The following is a 19,347-nucleotide window of genomic DNA, read 5'->3' as shown; positions in this document are numbered from 1 at the left end:
CAGATCGTTGTAAGGATCAGCATATGTTCAGAGTTCTCTACGTCGATGATGAACCTGGTCTCCTTGAGATCGGAAAACTCTATCTCGAGAAAGACGGCCGGCTCTCCGTCGACGGTGTCACCTCGGCCTCCGGGGCTCTTTTGCTCATGGAGTCCACATCCTATGATGCAATCATCGCCGACTACCAGATGCCTGAAATGGACGGTATTGAATTCCTCGAACGGGTGAGGAGTTCCGGCAACAGCATCCCGTTCATTCTCTTCACCGGCCGGGGCCGGGAAGAGATCGTCATTCAGGCGTTGAACGAAGGGGCTGATTTTTATCTCCAGAAAGGGGGAGAGCCCCAGGCCCAGTTTGCCGAACTCCAGTCCAAAATTTTACAATCCATCTACCGCAGGCAGGCAGAAGAGAGGGTGATGTATCTCAGCCGGATCAATTCCCTGCTCAGCCAGGTCAACAAGAATATTGTTTACATCCCGGATCGTGATAACCTCTTCAGGGCGATCTGTGCTGTTGCCATAGAGTACGGAAAATTCCGGATGGCCTGGATCGGGATAATTGACCGGAAGTCCCGGTGGATCAAACCCGTTGCATCAGCAGGCATTGGCGCCAGGGAATATCTTTCCAACTTAGCCATTTCAGCAGATGACATTCCCGAAGGACGGGGGCCTACGGGAAGAGCAGTGCGGGAGGGCAGGCCTGCAGTCGCGAACAATATCCGGCAGGATCCGGCGATGATCCCGTGGCACGATGCTGCAGAAAAGTTCGGTTACCGTTCATCAGGCGCCTTCCCGATCCGTTGCAGGGGTGAGGTGATCGGTACATTCTCCCTTTATGCTGCCGAACCTGAATTTTTCTCTTCCGAGGAAGTGGCACTCCTTGAAGAAGTTTCAGGCGACATCTCGTTTGCTCTCGACAACTATGACCGGGAAAAAGAGCGTTTTGCGGCGGTCGAAGCGCTGTCCCGAAGCGAGGAGCGCCTGAAGTTTGCCCTTGAAGGTGCCAATGACGGCCTGTGGGACGTATGGATGGAGACCGGCGAGGTGTACCTGAGCCCACGGGGATGCGAGATTCTCGGTTACACGCCGGAGGAACTGCCCGAGATCGCCCGGGTGTGGAACGACCTGGTGTACCCTGACGATCTGCCCCGGACCCGGGCAGCACTGGATGCCTATCTCGAAGGGCGCACGGAGATCTTCTCGATCGAACAGCGCCTGATAACAAAGTCCGGGAAGCCGAAATGGATCTTAACCCGGGGAAAGGCCTCTGCCCGGAATGAGGAGGGCAGGGTACTGCGGATGACCGGGACGCACTCGGATATCTCGGAACGGAAAAAAGCCGAGGATGACCTGAGGGCAGCAAACGAGCATCTTACTGCATTAGAAGAGGAACTCCGGGCGCAGTACGATACGCTGGGAGAAAACCAGAAGGCGCTCGCGCTCTCTGAAGAAAAATACCGCACACTGGTAGAAACCTCCTTCGACGGTATCGTGATCCACCAGAATGGAATCATCGTGTACGCAAACGCAACGGCAGTCAGGCTTCTGGGTGCCAGCTCAGCGGATGAATTTTTGGGAAAACCTGCCCTCTCGTTCGTGCACCCCGACTGCCACAGGATGGTGATGGAACGGATTGCATCTGCCATGAAGGGTGATCCGCAGCAGATCATGCATGAGAAATTCCTCCGGGCCGATGGCAGTGTCATCGATGTTGATGTGGTAGCAATTCCCTTTATCTGGAAGAATGCGGCAGCAGTGCATGTTGTCTTCCGGGACATCACGGAACGCAAAAAGGCGGAGGATGCACTCCGGCAGAGCGAAGGAAAAAACCGCTGGCTTGCTGCCATTGTGGAATCATCTGATGATGCTATCATAGGAAAAACCCTTGACGGCGTCATCACCAGCTGGAATGCAGGTGCAGAAAAGATCTACGGGTATCCGGCCCGGGAAGTGTTCGGAAAATCAATAGCCCTGCTGATCCCCCCGGACTGGGAAAACGAACTCCCCCAAATCCTGGAAAAGATCCGGCACGGGGAACATATCCACCATTACGAGACAATCCGGATCAGGAAGGACGGGAAAAGGATCCAGATATCCCTTACGATCTCCCCCATTTACGGCCCTGATGGCACCATCACCGGAGCCTCTACGATCGCACGGGATATCACCGAACAGAGGCTCGCAGAAGAGCAGCTCCGGCAGAACCAGCGGCTGCTCGCATCAGCGATGGATCTCGCGCACATGGTGAGCTGGGAGTACGATGTTGCCACCGGCCTGTTCACGTTTGACGACCGGTTTTTCGCGTTCTACGGCACTACAAGCGAACGGGAAGGCGGTCACCGGATATCGGGAGAAACATATGTCCGTGAATTCGTTTACCCGGAAGATATTCCCGCTGTCGCCGAAGTGATGAAACAGAGCCCGGCAATCACGGATCGCGATTACACCATGCAGATGGAACACCGGATCGTCCGCCGCGATGGGACGGTACGTACCATTATCGTACGGTTAGCTCCTGTTTTTGGGGCCGATGGAAAGCTTGCGAAGATCTATGGTGCCAACCAGGACATCACCGAGCTCAAGAAAGCCGAAGAGGCGCTCCGGGAGAGCGAGAAGCGTTACCGCGATATGTTCGAGCTCAACAATGCCGTTATGTTCCTTGTCGATCTCCAGAGCGGCAAAATTGTGGATGCAAATACCGCGGCCTGTCATTATTACGGGTACAGCCGGGAGGAATTTACCGGGCTGGATATCTCTTCGATCAACATCCAGGAGCGGGCCCGTACCCTGCAGGATATGAGCCGGGCTGACGGCAGCCCGGGGGCAGTGTTCCACTTCCGGCACCGGAAAAAGAACGGGGAGATCCGGGACGTTGAGGTGTTCAGCGGTCCCATCACCCTCGCGGGCCGCCAGGTCCTGCACTCTATTATCCAGGACGTCACCGAACGCAATAAGGCCGAAGAGGTGTTGCGGGAGAGCGAGGCGCGTTACCGGAATCTCTTTACCAATATGCTGGAGGGATTTGCCTATTGCCGGATGATCTACGACGACGCAGGACAGCCTCTGGACTTCATCTACCTCGATGTCAATCCCTCGTTTGACCGGATTATCGGTACAAAGACCGTTACCGGCAAACGGGTTACCGAGGTATTCCCGGGCATCAGGGAAGCTTTTCCGGAACTGTTTGAAACATATGGCAGGGTTGCGTCGGGCGGCGAGCCGGCGTCCTTCGATATCGATTTCTCACCGATCGGCAAATGGCTGCACATATCTGTCTACTCCCCGGAAAAAGATCACTTTGTTGCCGTATTTGAAGACATCACCGTCCGCAGGCTGGCAAATGAACAGCTCAAAAAGGCCGAAGAAAAATACCGGCATATCTTTGAGACCGCTCTTGAAGGTATTTATCAGATTACCCCGAAGGGAAAACTCCTGACCGCCAACCCTGCGATGGCCAATATCCTTGGGTACGACTCCGCGGAGGACCTTACAACCACGGTCACGGACACGGCCCGGCAGCTGTGGGTGCACCAGGGGAAGCGGAGGGAATACCTCCGGCAACTCCGGGAACATGATGTTGTCCGGGATTTCGAATGCGAGTATTATCGCAAAGACAAAAGCCTGATCTGGGTATCCCTGACCACCCATACTGTACGCGGACCCGACGGAAACGTTCTCTTTTCTGAGGGTATCCTGACCGATATCACCCGGCGCAAGACCGTCGAATCCGAACTTATCGGGAGGGAGGCGGAATACCGCACGATTCTCCGGACGGCAATGGACGGGTTCTGCATTATCAGCAAGGAGGGGCGGTTCCTCGATGTCAACGACGCATTCTGCCAGATGACCGGATACACGCGGGAGGAGCTGCTCACCCGGTCCCTTGCCGATATCGAGGCAAAAGAGACGTCCGGTGAGATCGCAGCGCATTCCCGGGAGATCCTCTCCAAAGGCGCAGACCGGTTCGAGACCCGCTACCGAAGGAAAGACGGCAGTGTCATCGATGCCGAGGTCAGTGTGGTCGTTACTGACCGGCACGGCGGCCAGTTTGTCACCTTCCACCATGATATCACAGAACGGAAACGTGCCCAGACGGACCTTGAAAACGCCCGCAGCGAGCTGGAGCAGAAAGTCCTTTCCCGGACCCGGGAACTCAAAGAGACCAACGAATCGCTTCTCGCGGAAATTGCGCTCCGGAACAAGGCCGAAAACGAGATTGTCGCCTCCCTTAAGGAAAAAGAGATGCTCCTCAAGGAGATCCATCACCGGGTCAAGAACAACATGCAGGTGATCTCAAGCCTTCTTTTTATGCAGGCACGGGCGCAGAAGGATGAAAAAGTAAAAGAAATTCTCAAAGAAAGCCAGGACCGGATAAAATCGATCGCCCTGGTACATGAAAAACTCTACCAGTCAAGGGATTTCGACCAGATCGATTATGCAGATTATCTAAGGAAAATTACCGATCACCTCTTCGAATCATACCAGGTCGATCCAGGGAGAATCACCCTGCACCTGAACGCCGAGAAGGCAGTGCTGCATATCGACAAGGCGGTCCCCTGCAGCCTGATCATCAACGAGATGATCTCCAATTCCTTAAAACACGCATTTCCCGGGGAAAGAAAAGGGGTGATTACGATTGATTTCAAAAAGAGCGGGGAAAATTACATCGTGACCTACAGTGATGATGGTATCGGGATACCTGACAGCGTGACCTTTGACCGGACTGAGTCCCTCGGGATGCAGCTTATTAAGGGCCTGACAAAACAGATCAACGGGTCAATCGGGCTGGACAGGACGGCCGGAACGAAATATACGATCTCGTTTCCCGCGTAATTGGAGGAGGTAACATGAGCAAAGGAACAATTCTGGTGGTCGAGGACGAATTTGTCACCGGCTCCGAGATCCGGGCACGCCTTGAAGAGATGGGATTTGACGTGCCCGCGGTCGTGGACACCGGCGAAGATGCAGTGCAGAAGGCTGGCGAACTGAATCCCGATATTGTCGTGATGGACATCACGCTCAAGGGCAAAATGACTGGGATCGAAGCAGCCGACCGGATCCGGGCGCAGTATGGTACACCGGTAGTCTACCTGACGGCCCATTCTGACGAGGCAACCGTGAACAGCGCCATGCTTTCCGAACCCTTCGGGTACCTGATTAAACCCCTTGATGAAAGGGCGTTGCGGACAACCATCCGGATGGCGCTGTACAAGCACGTGATGGACGAGAAAGTGCGCCAGAGCGAAGAGACCATCCACGGCCTTCTGGATGCAACAAAGGATGAAGTTGTGCTCGTGGACAGCGCCGACGGGAAGATCCTTGCGTGCAACGAGGCGTTCGCCCGGAGCGCCGGCCGACCCGCCGCCGATCTAACCGGCGTCGTTGTCTACACGCTGATCAAGACCGGGGGAATTTCGATGAAAACCGCAGATGCAATGCAGAAAAAGGATGCTGCATCCCCGGTCTCGTTTGAAGAAGAGGTACAGGGCCGCTGGTTTGACACAACGCTCTATGTCATGCGGGACAGCCGGACATCCCGGAGTCAGGTCGCCGTCTTCCGCCACGAGATCACCGCCCTCAAGCGTGCAGAAGGGGATCTTGCGGCTGCGAACAGGGAGCTTGTCCAGGAGAAAGAACGGCTGGCCCTGTATGCCTCCGCGCTCGACCGTATGAGCGATTGTGTCGTCATTACCGATGCAACCGGGAATATTCTCTACGTGAATGACACGTTCGAGAAGAAGTTTGCGCTCGGCCGTGACGATGTGAAAGGGAAGCATTTCAGCGAGCTCGCTCATGCTGAGAACCGGTATCCCCTCTCAAAAGAAGAGTTCCTCCATTACCGGGACACCGGCAACATCGCGGTCTTTGTGGCAAAAAATGCCTACGGGGTCAAGATGACCATGACCCTTACCAGTTCGCCTATCCTTATCGTGAACAAACGGCCGCAGAACTTCGTCTTCGTCTTCCGGGACAAGACGGGGTAATCCCCGGTTCTGCCAGGTCTTTTGGAGTTATGATACCTGCTCCGTCGAAGATCTCCCCCTTAGGTTCCGCAGACCTGACAAAAATACCGGGGATGGTTCTGACCCTGCCGATCACTCCTTTGCCGGACCGGCCCTCCGGTACTCTCCTTTCGGAACCGTGATCTCGAACCGTGCGCCTTTCCCTTCCTCGCCGGTCTCGGCAATCGTCATACCGGTGATCGCGAGCACTTCCCGGGCAAGGAACAGCCCAAGACCGGTATTCTTCCCGTATCCGCGTTCGAAGATCCTCTCCTTCTCGTTCTTCGGAATGCCGTTCCCGTTATCCTCAAACCGGATGACAAGGGAGCCGCCTGCCTCTTCTGCGGTCATGGTGATTTTTGTCACGTTCCCGCCATGGCGGATCGCGTTATCGATGAGGTTCCCGAACACTTTCTCGAGCATGATATCGGCAAATACCTCGGTTCCGGTACAGTCATCCGATATGGCCAGGTGTGGCGGGACAGGAGTTTTTGCGAGAGTCAGGTGAAGGTCCTGCCACTGTGGCTCATGGCTCCCCAGGTCCTGGTAGATACGCGTAAAATCGATCTGGTCCCGGATGGCTTCTGCGGCAGACTTCAGTTTTCCGATAAATGCTTCTGTCTCCGGGTTGTCTTTGACTTTTTTGCGTGCAAGTGCCAGCAGGCCCAGCTGTATGGTGACCTTGTTGAGGATATCGTGCCGGGTGATGCTGGAAAGCAGGTTGAGCTTTTTATTGACTTCCCGGAGTGCTTCTTCTGACCGCTTGCGATCGGTGATATCCCGGACAACGGAGACGATGACCCGTTTTCCCATGAGCGTGACCACGTGCGTATTGATCTCCACCGGGAGAAAGGTGCCGTCCTTTCGCTGCTGCATGGTCTCGAATATCGCATGGCCCTTCGTCAGGAGCTCCCGGTAGATCTCTTCAAGGGCTTCGCTGTGGTACCTGTGCGGGATGTCGAGCGGGGCCATCTGCAGCATCTCTTCATACGTGTATTGCACCATCCGGCAGGCAACCCTGTTCACATCGAGGAACCGTCCCGGGCTCCCGTCGGCGTTCAGTTCGCTGATCGTTATCCCGTCGTTGATGTTGTTGAAGATGCCCCGGAACTTCTCCTCGCTCTCCCTGAGTGCCTCCTGCTGCAGCCGTTCTTCCGTAATATCATGGATTGTACCGATGGTGGCCGGTTTTCCCTTGTAGATGGCACTTCCCACATTCATCCTTACCCGGCGCCGTGTCGTGCCATCGCGCATCAGGAACGAGCTCTCGTACACTTCGGGGATCTTCTCCCCTTTAAGCCGTGAGTGGTGGCGGGAGAGTACGGTCTCCCGGTCCTCGGGTGCGAGGAATTGTCCGAGCGGTGCGCCGGTGGCCTCTTCCACGGTATATCCCAGCATCTCAAGGAAGTTTTTGTTACAGAATACCAGGCGGCCGTCCTGTGCGATGAAGATCCCATCCAGGTTGTGTTCGATCAGCGTCCGGTACTTCTCTTCGCTCTCCCGGATGGCATTCTCCATCTTTTTCCGCTGGTCAATGGGGCGGGTGGTAATGACAATCCCGTTCACCGCCGGGACATCCAGCATGTTTGTCCCGATGGCATCTACCCAGATATAGGTGCCGTCCGCCTTCCGGATCCGGAATTCCGTCGGGATTCCCGGGTTTTTCCGGTCGTAGACCGCTTTGAGTTCTTCCCTTACACGCCCGACGTCGTCAGGGTGGATGGAGAGGAAGGGATCCCTGTCGATGTTCTCACCGGGGGGATACCCGAGGATGGCGGTTGTGGACGGGGACTCATAGGCGATCTTTCCCTCGCGGTCGAGGATCCGGATCATGTCCGAGGCATTCTGGATAAGGGACCTGAACCGGATCTCACTCTCCTTAAGGGCCTCTTGTGCCCGCTTCTGCTCGGTGATATCGCGGATGATCCCTTCCACACCGGCAACCGCCCCGGACTCATCGGCGTAATAGTGGCTGTTGGTGGAAACAGACACCGGAGTCCCGTCCTTTTTCCTGATCCGGGTCTCGAAATTGCGGACCGATCCGGTCTCCTGCAGCCGGGCAAGGAGATCTTTCCTGTCTGCCGGGTCAAAGTAGAAGGTAGCGATCTGCCTTCCCAGGAGCTCGTCAATGGAATCGTACCCGAGCAGTGCCGCACCGCTCGGGCTTGCCATGAGCAGGTTGCCGTCCCGGTCGGTCCGGTAATAGATATCCTGGATGTTCTCGATGACGCTGCGGTACTTCCTCTCGCTTTCCTGCAGGGCATGTTCTGCCCGTTTGCGTCCGGTGATGTCGGTGATCAGGTTGACGGATGCCGGGGCCCCTTCAAATTCAATCAGGTTACCGCTCATCATGACGGAAACGCGGCCGCCGTCCCCCCGGATCAGGTCCAGTTCGTAGGGTTCAAAGGTCTCCCCTGCCATCCGTTTTTTTACTGCGGCCTGCACCAGCTCATGGAATTCCGGCGGGACCAGGATCATGATGGATTTGCCCAGAAGTGATTCCTGCGAATACCCGAGCACTTTTTCGCAGGTGGGGTTGAGGTAGAGGATCCGGGTATTCCGGTGCACGATGATACTGTCACTGAGGCCCTCGAGCAGGGAACGGTACTTATTCTCGCTCTCCCGCAAGGCCCTGACCGCCTGCCTTCGCTCGATGGCAAGGATGATACGATGCAGCAGCTCGGCAAACTGTGCGGTCGGGGCCCCTCCTTTCTGGAGGTACGAATCCACACCGCTGTTGATTGCCTCGATGACGACTTCCTCTCTCCCCCGTCCGGTAAAGAGGATGAACGGGAGATCCGGGCAGGATGCACGGACAATCTTGAGGAATGCAATCCCGTCCATTTCGGGCATCTGGTAGTCGGAGACGACCGCATCGAAATTCTCCGCCTGTATCCGGGCAAGTGCGGCCGGGGCAGAGGTAATGACGTCAACGGAAACCCTGCCGCCCTGCTCCAGAAAGAGCTTGCCCACCTCAAGGAGGTCCGGTTCATCATCAACGTAGAGGACGCGGTAGATACCCATCACCCTTTATTGTTTGTAGTTTTGGCAAGTGACGGATTTAAAGAAACAGGTTTGGTGCTGTTGCGCCTGCGGTTAGTGGCAGATTTTTTGCATTGCAATAATCTGAGTATCAACCGCAGACGCAACAGAACCCAAAAAGCCAATGTATAATATAACGCGTGAACATAACGGGCAATTAGAACGTTATTCCTATGTATCGTATTCTCTATGTCGATGATGAGTCAAGCCTGCTCGAAATTGGCAAAATTTTTCTCGAGAGGAACGGGCAGTTCTCCGTTGACATCATTAATTCAGCCCCGGAAGCACTGGCCTTCCTCGCTACAAAAAACTACGATGCCATTATCTCGGATTACCAGATGCCAGTGATGAACGGCATCGAATTCTTAAAGCAGATCAGGTCGTCCGGTAATTCCATCCCGTTTATCATCTTCACTGGACGAGGTCGCGAGGAGGTTGTGATCGAGGCTATCAACTCCGGCGCGGATTTCTACCTCCAGAAAGGCGGCGATCCCAACTCACAGTTTGCAGAACTCAGTCATAAATTAAAAATCGCCGTTGAGCGGAAACGTGCCGTCAACGCGTTGGTACAGGACGAGATCCGGCTCAAGACACTAGGTACTTTTTACCAGATGATCTCTGCTCCCTTAAAAGAACTGATGATCTTTGCAGTAGAGAAATCCGTGGAAATCACGCTAAGCTCGATAGGCTATCTCGCTTTTGTTTCAGAGGACGAGTCCCTTCTTACCATGTACGCCTGGTCTTCGGTGGCGATGAAAGAATGTCATATCGAAAAAAAACCCATTGAATATCCTCTTCATGCGACTGGATTATGGGGGGAGGCAGTCCGGCAGAGGCGTCCCGTTATTACCAATGATTATGCCGCATATAACCCGCTCAAAAAAGGATACCCCAAAGGGCATGTTCCTGTCATCAGGCACATGAACATCCCGGTTTTTGACGGCAGCCGCATTGTGATGGTTGCCGGCGTGGGAAACAAACCTTCAGATTATGATGAACGGGACGTGTATGAGCTTTCCATCCTGATGAGCGGTTTGTGGAATGTCATAAAACAACGGAGAGCTGAAGAGGAACTCCGTAAGAAAAATGATGAACTCAATGCTTCCTATGAGAAGACTGCCGCGGCAGAGGAAGAACTTCGTTCCAATTTGGATGACTTGATCCAACGGGAACATGCGTTGAAGGCAAGCGAGGAACGTTACCGGAATGTCGTTGAGACCCAGACCGAATTCATCTCCCGGTTTCAACCGGACAGCACTCATGTTTTTGTCAATGAAGCCTACAGCCGCTATTTCGGTATGAAAAGTGACGAGATCATAGGGCACCGGTTCCGTCCTAATATTCCGGTTGAAGACCAAGAGCGCGTGAAACTGTTTTTTGCATCTTTAACCAAAGACCACCCGGTTGATGTCATTGAACACCGGATCATCATGCCGGATGGCAGCATCCGATGGCAGCAGTGGACCGATCGTGCAATCTTCGATTCTTCCGGGAAGGTTACTGAATACCAGTCGGTAGGCCAGGACATTACCCTACGGAAACTGGAGGAGCAGGTACTCCATGAAAATGAACAACGCCTGACTTCGATCTATAATACTGTCGGGGACTCCATCTTTCAGCTGACTGTCGAACCTCATGAGCAGTACCGCTTTACCTCAGTCAATTCGGCCTTTAGCAGAACCACAGGAATACCTTCCGGGCAGGTGATAGGGAAGAAAGTGAACGAGATTATCCCCGAACCATCTCTCTCACTCGTTCTGGGAAAATACCGGCAGGCTATCGAAGAAAAGGCCATTGTCCGTTGGGAGGAAATTTCCCATTACCCCAGCGGGCAACTGACGGGAGAGGTCAGTATCGCGCCTATCTTTGATCAGGCAGGTAATTGTTTATACCTTATCGGATCCGTGCATGATATCACTGAGCGCAAGCACGCAGAAGAGGAACTGCGGGAACGAAATTCCCAGATGCGTGCACTCATCGATAACCTGCCTTTTGATACGTGGGCCATGGATCGTTCGGGCCACTATATTCTGCAGAATCAGGTTTCGATCAAAAACTGGGGAGACAGTGTCGGCAAAACCCCCAAACAAATCCATCTTCGTAAAGATCTGCTCGAAAGATGGCAGGAGAATAACAGGAAAGCGTTTGAAGGTACTGTCGTAAAAGGCGAATTGTCAGTACCGTCCGAAAACGGGGTGCGGATATATGATGAGATCATTGCCCCAGTCAGGGTAGGTAATGTCATTAACGGGATCATCGGAGTAAATATTGACATCACAGAACAAAAACGGGCTGATGAGGCACAGCTCCTGGCCACGAAGAAGCTCAAGCTCCTTACCAGCATCACCCGCCATGATATCAACAACCAGATCCTCGCTTTGAAGGCGTACCTTGCTCTGATGGAAATGAACCGGTTCGATCCTGCATTTGATGAGTATTTCCGGAAAACCAAAATTACTGCAGAGCGAATGTCTGCCATGATCCGATTCACCAACGAATACGAGTCGATCGGCATGAAAACCCCTGGCTGGGAAAACGCTCGTGCGCTCGTCGATACTGCGGCATCCCAGGTTCCCCTTGTAGGCATCAGGCTGGAAAACAATATTCCTGCCGGAACCGAGTTATACGCCGATCCGCTGATTGTCAAGGTCTTTTACAACCTGATGGATAATGCAGTCCGGTATGGGGAGACAATTACGACGATAAGGTTCTCTTTGCAGAAATCGGGTACTGATCTTGTCATCCTATGCGAGGATGATGGAAATGGCATCCCGGCAGACGAAAAAGAAAAGATCTTTGATCGCGGATTTGGAAAAAACACCGGACTTGGGCTTTTCCTCTCACGGGAAATCCTTTCAATCACCGGTATTAAAATTCAGGAAACCGGGAAGCCGGGAAAAGGAGCACGGTTTGAGATGATGGTACCGAAAGGCACGTTCCGGCTCCCTGATACCCGGTAAGGTCTGGATACAACAACACACGATACAACGATGACCGATACGAAAATACAGGAAATCGCCCCCCCAACATCCGGCGCCGGCACGAGCGTGCACACGCCCGCGGTGGCACCAAAAGTGGTTTCATCCCCGGTAAAACACGTAAAAGCGTTAAAACATGCATCGCACAAGATCTGGTACCGGAAGGACCATCCAAAAGCCGGGGCCGGTGTGAAAACCCCGTCCGATCCCGCCCCGGAATAACCAGTCTTCCACTCACTATACTTCCCCTTTTTTCGTTCCGCGTTCCACCGAAGGCTTTGCACAGGCAGGTATGCCGGCCGGGGTATTCCTGCACGCTGCCTGCAGCCGGGGCCCGGACCTTCGGATATCTCTTTTGTTTGCCGGGCTTTGTGAGGCGGGTACCTGCCCTTCCCCTTCAGGAACCCCTGAACAGATCCCGGTATCATCTCCCTGTCGGCCATAAGAGACCCCCGGGAAAGGGGCCTGTCACCGTTTTGCCCGGCATCAGGTTTAACCCCTCACTCGTTTCATGTGGGTATATGCTTGAGGAGTTCAGCGAGCAAAACCACTGCGACCAATACGCTCCTTCCCGGGGAGTGTCTTTTGCAAAGTGCCTGATGATGCAGAGAGAATTATCCCGGGTCAGCAACTGCCCTCTCGGGTATGACAAAATGAGCCCCCCGGTTATAAAAAAATGAGATCCGGATAGATTGCCATCATCATGGACTTTTTATAACGGCCCCGACCTTTGCCCGGAGACCGGTGCCGCCATCGCGGTACGCCGGGCCGGGGATCCACCTGCTCTCGTTTGTCCGCTTTCGCGGCTGTCCCGGTGCATGGGGATCCCGGCGAACCAAAAAAAGTTCACGCCTTCAGGGAGTTTATCTCATTCTTCGCGTAAAACAGGGAGGTGCCGGGCAGCTTGCCCCGGTATCCAATGTGTCCGGACAACTCTCGTCCATCCTGATCCCGGTGTTCCCTTTTCAGGACGCTTTTTTGATAAACGTGCCATTCCCGTACTCGTCAAAGGCCTGCTGCAGTTCCTCCTGCGTGTTCATGACAATGGGGCCGCCCCACGCGATCGGCTCGCGGAGCGGTTTTCCCGAAAAGAACAGGAACCGCACGCCATTCTTCCCTGCATGAATATCGACCGAATCCCCCTCTTTCCCGAACAGGGCCATGGTCCGGTTCATCAGGTCGTCGTTATTGCGCTGGTCAAACCTCCCTGAACCGCCGATCACGTACACTGCTGCCATATACCCGGGCTTTACCGGGTGCGCAAACTGCGCATCCGGTTCGAGGGAAACGTCAAGGTACTCGGGTTCCGCCATGATATCGCGTACGGGCCCGGAAACCCCGGCAACAGTTCCGCAGATGACCTTCGCGCTCACGCCGCCCTGTACGGTGACCGTGGGGATCTCTTCCGCCCGGATCTCCTGGTACCGCGGGTCCATCATCTTGTATTTCCGGGGGAGGTTGACCCAGAGCTGGAACCCTCCCATCCGGCCCTTGACCGGTTTTGGCATCTCCTGGTGGATGATGCCGGACCCTGCCGTCATCCACTGGACGCATCCGGCATCGACGCTGCCCGCATGGCCCATGCTGTCACCGTGTTCCACGGTCCCCTCCAGCATGTAGGTGACCGTCTCGATGCCCCGGTGCGGATGCCAGGGAAAGCCGGCCAGGTAGTCCTTTGGCCGGTCGGAACGGAAGTCATCCAGCAGGAGGAAGGGGTCAAAGTCCGGGATCTCGTTGTAGCCGAACGCCCGGTTCAGGTGAACGCCGGCCCCTTCAAGGGTAGGCCTGCTCTTCAGGATTCTGGCAATTTCTCTTGGTTTACTCATAGGCCCTCTCTTTGCATGGTACCTGGTTTGTTCCGACTGCCTCGTCCCCGTTTACCGGTCTTGGTTCCGCCATTACGCCCCGGCTCAGGTCCGTCCCATGCCGATCATGTAGCCGTACCGCGAGTAGACCTCTTTCACCAGTTCGCCGGCTTTCGGGTTTGCCCAGTCGTGCATCCACTCCGAGACCAGCGACTCGACCGTGATCGGGATGACTCCCGCCTGCAGCATCCGCTCGATCCCGTACCTATGGGCATCCGGTGTTGAATCGCCTGCCGCGTCCATCAGGCCGTATACCTCGTACCCCTCCCTGATGGCATGCAGGGCCGTGTAGGCAAAGCACATGCTGGTCCAGAGCCCGGAGATGACGAGTTTCTTCCGGCCGGTCTTCTTTGCGGCATTCCAGGTCTTCTCATCTTCGAAGGCGTCAAAGCCGGGCACCGCCCGGGCGTAGACCGGCTGGCCGGGGAAGAGGGCGGTGACCTCGGCAAGGAAATTCCCGTTGTTCTGCGGGTTGATAGTCGAGAGCACGACCGGGACGTTCAGGATGCTTGCCGCCTTTGCCGCACAGTACGCGGCGTTCCGGATGATGGTCTTGTCTCCCGAGGCAACGCCTGAAAACATCGTGGGCTGGTAGTCCACGAGAACAAGGGCACTGTTCTTATCGCTCAACAACTCCAGTTTTCCGTCTTTCTGGCTGGCCATTTGCATCTCCCTCCTTTGGTATATACGAGTGGATTTCTCCCCGGCAGTATATACTTTGCGACCCGGGAGAGGACCGGCTGGAGGTGTTGGATCTGACGCCGGGCAGCCTGCCGGTGCAATACGTTGTGAAAGGTGTCCGGAACCCGGCAGCGTCAGCTTATGTCTGAAAAGAACTGCGAGAGTTCAAAGCGGGGCGGGATAACCTGCCCGGCAGAGCCGGGCACCCCTCGTTATCGTAATAATCGTCAAGGACGGCCGGCCGGGGTTCTTTATGGATGCACCAGTTTGCCATAAGGGTGGAGATATCAGGTATTCGAAGAGCTGGCACCGGAACCTGATCTTCGCAATGATGTGCCGGAATGGTTCTTACGCCTTAATGCTTGCTTCGATCTCTGCCTGTTTCTCGTCACTTTTGTGATTCTTCACGTTTGAGGATCTGCCGGATCTCTTTTTTGAGAAGGGGCAATTTGTTCGTGGCGTTATCCCAGAGAATTGTGGGTTTGATCCCGAAATAGGCATGCGTGAGAACATCGCGGAAACCGGCGATCTTTTTCCAGTCTGTCTTGGGGTATTTTTCCTTAAGTTCCGCCGGCAGGTTCTTGATCGCTTCACCGATGATCTCGAAATTCCGGATAACGGCGTCCTTCCTCATCTCATCGGAAGTGAATTCATCAAAACTGATCCCGTGGAGGTATTTCTCAATTTTATCCGTTGATTCAAGAATATCGTCAAGGTAATGGAGCGCAGTCCTACGCATACACGACCTCTTTTAAAATATAAGGCCGGATCCTCTTTTTGATCGCGCCTTTCATGACGAGATCGACCTTACGCATAAAGAGGTCCTCCAGGTAGAACTTGCAGTCCATATAGTTGTCGAACGTCTCCTCGCCTTTCCGGAAGGAGACCAGCACATCCACGTCACTGTCCGGCCGCTCCTCTCCGCGTACAAAAGAGCCGAAGATGCCGATGTCGCGGACCCCGAACCGCTTTTTTATTTCCGGTTCGTGGTCCCGGAGCAGGGCAATGACGTCCATATCTCATTTCCTGTATGCATGTACCGGTTCTTAACATTGTGGTTCACCCCCGTGACCGGCCGTTCGATCGCTCTTTTTTACGGTTCTCCAGAGAAAGTATCATTACGTCAAAACCGATCCTTCTTTATGCCATCACAGAAAAGTTGTCCCCTGAAATTTGGAACAGCAGTCAATGCCGAGGGATTGCTTATCGAAGTCCCGTGCAACGGGAAAGAGTGTGCATGGTTTTTCGATAATCATTGTGCCGTACTTGATCTCGCAAAAGAATTATGTTCAGATCCGGTGAGGAGAACGCCAAAGGGAGCGAAGGCCGAGTGATCACCGGGAAACATCATTGCCGTTAATGTAATGTAACTTCGTGCCCTTTTTACCTGCCCGCTTTCGCCCCGTCCGCGGCGGTTATACGGGGAGATTTGGGGTGCTGGAATAAGGGGATCTGGCGCTCATCGGGGTACCGCCCCTCGCCGCCGTGCGGGCCTGGTCCCCTTACCGCCGCCTTTTTTTCCTCCGCCCTCCCACCGGTTCCTGTACCATGATCGCCCTGCGTCCCCTCACCGATGCCGATGTCCCGGTGATCAAGGCCTGGCCCCCGTACCCTCCGGAATTTGCCGGGCTGGACTACAGCCTGCGGGATGGCGGCTGGCTGGACACGTACCGGAATAACAATGGTAACGAGGTCTTTGCCGCCATTGACGGAAGCGAACTCGTCGGCTTCTCGCTCCTGCTCCGGGACCATAACGGATCCCCCGAGTTCATGGTGGCGCTCCACCCGGGCCGGATCGGGGGAGGGCTCGGGAAGACAATAGTGCGCCTGACGCTCGCGCAGGGATTTTCCCGCCCGGATGTCGGGCGGATCCGGCTGATCGTGCGCAAGAACAATTTCCGGGCGCAGGCCCTCTATGCGTCCCTGCACTTTGCACGGACCGGAGCGCTCACCAAAGAGGTCCAGGGTGTGCCCGTGGAGTTCTCCACAATGGAGATCACCCGGGAAGATTTTTCATAAAGGAGAGAAGTGCATGAAGCAGGCATTACTGGTCATCGATGTGCAGAACGAATATTTCACCGGGAAGCTGCCGGTCACGTTCCCGGAGGGAAGCCTTGCAAACATTAAAAAAGCCATGGACCATGCGCAGGGTGCCAGCATCCCGGTCGTGGTCATCCAGCACACGAACACGGCCCCGGATGCCCTGACCTTCCAGAAAGGGACGCCGGGCTGGGAACTCCACGATGAAATCAAACGGAGGCCCGCGGACATCGTGATCGAAAAGAACCTTCCCGGCAGTTTTACCGGGACGGGCCTTGGGGAATGGCTGGAGAAGAATGCCATCACGACGCTTGTGATTGCCGGCTACATGACCCAGATGTGCTGCGACACGACCGCACGCCAGGCTTTCCACCGGGGGTATTCCGTGAATTTCCTCTCCGATGCGACCGGAACCCTATCGATCACGAACGCTGCCGGATCGGTTTCTGCTGCTGATTTGCACAACGCGGTCCTGGTCACGCAGCAGATGCGGTTCTCCCGGGTAATGAAGACGGACGAGTGGGTCCGGGGGATGTAAAGGGGAGACGCTCAAAGGGGGCTGCCGGTGAGGTGTGAGGGTTTGACCCCGGCAAGACGACCTCCTCCCATCCGGGCCCAATCTGCCCTCCGATGACCCCTTTTTGTACATAAAAGAAGCCCGTATCGGGCTCCGATTCAAAATAAGCCCCAATCGGCCGTATTTTGGCAATCGGACGAAATAAACGGATCTCATATCGGGATTTTGAGGGCGTTTTCGGGGTCCGGATGGGTTTTTGGTTATGGATGGGAAAAGAGGCTGTTTTTGGGGCCTCTGTGGGGCTCTAATGGTTATTATATGGGGCTCAAATTAGGCTTATTTTGGCAAATTGGCGATTATATTGGCGCGGATTTTTGAGGAGGGCAATCGGACGGTTTTACGGGGAGATTTTGGCCCGCCCCTGCAGAGGATCCTGTTTTATGGGGTGATTCACCCGGGTGCCTGCCTCCTCAAAAAGGAGAGACTGATTTTTCCCGGTATCACGGTACTTATTCAGTCTCACCGAGAACCAGCAGCTCTTTTCGGTAAAACCATTTGTTTATCAGCCATATGAGAATCCCGATAAAAATCCATGATAATTCGGCGATATAGGTGTTGAATACTGCAATTCCTATCGAAATGAGAAACACTCCTGACCCCCCCAGCAGGCGAATGAGTCTGTAATGAACATACCCTTCCGTGAGGTCAGAGTCCGAGAGTCTGCGGTGTTTTGTTGCGTACCACCAGAGCGCAGCAAGGACAAAACCAGCACATGCCTGTGTCATTGCATAAAATATCACTGCAACCGGTGTTTCGGGATACTCGATGACAAGCGAGGTGTGGAACGGGATGAGGGTGATAAAAAAAAGAAATGAAAAGTTCAGTACAGTAATGGTCCGGTCCAGTTTTTTTATATGCTGGAAAATATGGTGATGGGCCATCCACCATTCGCTGATGATAACAAAACTAATGACATAGATTAAGAACGTCGGCCATTCACTGAGAAGGCGTCCTGAGAGTTCCGTAGCGATATTGCCTTTTGTAACAACCGGGACTGCAAGCGAGAGGACCATAAGGGTGATTGCGAATGCGAATATGCAGTCCGTAAGATTGATCAGGCGTTCGAGGTTTTTGAAAAACTGGTACGTTGAATGGTTTTTTTCCGGGGGCATAGTTACCTGATCTCCTTTTCTCGCATTAAGTCTCGCTTCTGACAGATTCATGGTCGATCCCATTTTGTTTCCGCTCGTCATTGTTTTCCTGTGCGCCGAACCGCGTAGCAGGACCGAAATCTACTGGTCGTTTTAAACCCCCACTGTACAGGACAGCCCAGTATATGGTCCTGATAAGGCCGTGAATTGCATTTTTTCCTGCCGAATCTTTTCCAACAACGCTGAAAGCACCATTCCGGTATGCCTCTTCTTTGATGTTCTGTTCGTCATCAAATGAGGTGAAAAGAATAAATGGGGTTGTGTTGCCGCTGGAACGCAGTTCCCGTAAAAACTGAATCCCATTCATCCCCGGCATCAGGTAATCGGAGATAATGCATTCATAGGTGCCGGAGGCCATCTTTTCCATTGCATCTGGTGCCGATGATGCTGTATCGATCTCTATCTCCCCGGTTCGTTCGAAAAACAAGCTGCAGATCTCAAGAAAGTCAGGATCATCGTCTACGTACAGCACCGGTATCATGGGGGATACCCCCGTGACTTGTGGCTTTCCCGGGCCTTATAGCATGATCCGGGACATTTCAAAACGGCATGGATTAACCGCTTAAGTTCCCCCATCCCGGAGAGCGTGTGTTCTCTCACATATTGCATGTCCCCGGGGTGCTCGCTCTTATCATCCCTTAAAAAGAGGGGTTCCTCCAGTGTGAAGAAAATAAACGGTTTCGAAATCCCGGATTCCCTTTTGAGCTGGAACAGGGCGGTGCCGGTTGTTTCTCCCATCCGGCGGTAATCGGTCACCACGACATCACACCGGCAGGTCCCGATTTTCTGGATTGCGTCTGTAATGGACTGGGCAGAATCCACAACCATCTCCCCTCCGCTTTCAAGGGACCATTTGACTACATCGAGAAGAAATGGACGGTCTTCTATGTGCAGAACAAAGATTTTTGCTCCAGGTTTTTTTTGGTTTTTTCCCTCTCCCTCTGTTTGGGTGGGGGGTATGCAGATACAGGGGCATATCCCGGCAGTCGGTCCATTGTACACGTGTCCCATA

Annotated in this window: 14 protein-coding genes; 6 read left to right on the top strand and 8 right to left on the bottom strand. The window is 54.2% G+C overall.

Annotation, left to right across the window (positions count from 1 at the left end):
• The first annotated feature begins 23 nt into the window (after positions 1-23).
• Complete coding sequence (locus VMS83_RS07270) at positions 24-4,832, top strand: PAS domain S-box protein (RefSeq protein WP_325411328.1); 4,809 nt, start codon at positions 24-26, stop codon at positions 4,830-4,832.
• 14 nt (positions 4,833-4,846) lie between these two features.
• A complete protein-coding gene (locus tag VMS83_RS07265; RefSeq protein ID WP_325411325.1) occupies positions 4,847-5,983 on the top strand; it encodes a response regulator in 1,137 nt (378 codons plus the stop codon).
• Between the two features lie 111 nt (positions 5,984-6,094).
• Here the strand turns inward: VMS83_RS07265 and VMS83_RS07260 are convergent, their stop codons facing one another.
• Positions 6,095-9,025 (bottom strand): PAS domain S-box protein, encoded by a 2,931-nt coding sequence (locus VMS83_RS07260; protein WP_325411323.1) that lies wholly within the window; start codon positions 9,023-9,025, stop codon positions 6,095-6,097.
• A 191-nt stretch (positions 9,026-9,216) separates the two neighbouring features.
• Between VMS83_RS07260 and VMS83_RS07255 the strand changes: the two genes are divergently transcribed.
• Both VMS83_RS07255 and VMS83_RS07250 read left to right on the top strand, forming a co-directional pair.
• Complete coding sequence (locus VMS83_RS07255) at positions 9,217-12,003, top strand: PAS domain S-box protein (RefSeq protein ID WP_325411321.1); 2,787 nt, start codon at positions 9,217-9,219, stop codon at positions 12,001-12,003.
• Between the two features lie 30 nt (positions 12,004-12,033).
• Positions 12,034-12,243 carry a hypothetical protein gene (locus VMS83_RS07250; RefSeq protein WP_325411320.1) on the top strand — a complete coding sequence of 70 codons (210 nt, stop codon included), beginning with the start codon at positions 12,034-12,036 and terminating at the stop codon, positions 12,241-12,243.
• Positions 12,244-12,986: 743 nt separating this feature from the next.
• Here VMS83_RS07250 and VMS83_RS07245 read toward each other — a convergent pair.
• The 4 genes from VMS83_RS07245 to VMS83_RS07230 form a co-directional block, all read right to left on the bottom strand.
• A complete protein-coding gene (locus VMS83_RS07245; protein ID WP_325411318.1) occupies positions 12,987-13,847 on the bottom strand; it encodes a pirin family protein in 861 nt (286 codons plus the stop codon).
• Between the two features lie 84 nt (positions 13,848-13,931).
• Complete coding sequence (locus tag VMS83_RS07240; protein ID WP_325411316.1) at positions 13,932-14,549, bottom strand: isochorismatase family protein; 618 nt, start codon at positions 14,547-14,549, stop codon at positions 13,932-13,934.
• 406 nt (positions 14,550-14,955) lie between these two features.
• The gene (locus VMS83_RS07235; RefSeq protein WP_325411314.1) at positions 14,956-15,306 is read right to left on the bottom strand and encodes a DUF86 domain-containing protein; all 351 of its coding nucleotides are present in this window, start codon (positions 15,304-15,306) and stop codon (positions 14,956-14,958) included.
• Entirely contained in the window at positions 15,299-15,583 is a 285-nt protein-coding gene (locus VMS83_RS07230) for a nucleotidyltransferase family protein (protein ID WP_325411312.1), read from the bottom strand. The genes VMS83_RS07235 and VMS83_RS07230 overlap by 8 nt, the downstream gene beginning before the upstream one ends.
• A gap of 532 nt (positions 15,584-16,115) precedes the next feature.
• On the opposite strand from VMS83_RS07230, the gene VMS83_RS07225 reads away from it, so the two are divergent.
• Positions 16,116-16,586 carry a GNAT family protein gene (locus tag VMS83_RS07225; protein ID WP_325411310.1) on the top strand — a complete coding sequence of 157 codons (471 nt, stop codon included), beginning with the start codon at positions 16,116-16,118 and terminating at the stop codon, positions 16,584-16,586.
• Between the two features lie 13 nt (positions 16,587-16,599).
• Positions 16,600-17,145 carry a cysteine hydrolase family protein gene (locus VMS83_RS07220; protein ID WP_325411308.1) on the top strand — a complete coding sequence of 182 codons (546 nt, stop codon included), beginning with the start codon at positions 16,600-16,602 and terminating at the stop codon, positions 17,143-17,145.
• A 488-nt stretch (positions 17,146-17,633) separates the two neighbouring features.
• Here VMS83_RS07220 and VMS83_RS07215 read toward each other — a convergent pair whose 3' ends face one another.
• Genes VMS83_RS07215 through VMS83_RS07205 form a run of 3 tightly spaced genes read right to left on the bottom strand, consistent with a single transcriptional unit; the run spans position 17,634 to position 19,346 of the window.
• Positions 17,634-18,296 (bottom strand): TMEM175 family protein, encoded by a 663-nt coding sequence (locus VMS83_RS07215; RefSeq protein ID WP_325411306.1) that lies wholly within the window; start codon positions 18,294-18,296, stop codon positions 17,634-17,636.
• 25 nt (positions 18,297-18,321) lie between these two features.
• A complete protein-coding gene (locus tag VMS83_RS07210; RefSeq protein WP_325411304.1) occupies positions 18,322-18,816 on the bottom strand; it encodes a response regulator in 495 nt (164 codons plus the stop codon).
• Complete coding sequence (locus VMS83_RS07205; RefSeq protein ID WP_325411302.1) at positions 18,813-19,346, bottom strand: response regulator; 534 nt, start codon at positions 19,344-19,346, stop codon at positions 18,813-18,815. The genes VMS83_RS07210 and VMS83_RS07205 overlap by 4 nt, the downstream gene beginning before the upstream one ends.
• Position 19,347: the final 1 nt, after the last annotated feature.

Source organism: Methanoregula sp., from assembly GCF_035543475.1.
Taxonomy (GTDB): domain Archaea; phylum Halobacteriota; class Methanomicrobia; order Methanomicrobiales; family Methanospirillaceae; genus Methanoregula.
The sequence above is the reverse complement of the archived record's forward strand: the minus strand, read 5'-3'. Positions and strand labels throughout refer to the sequence as shown.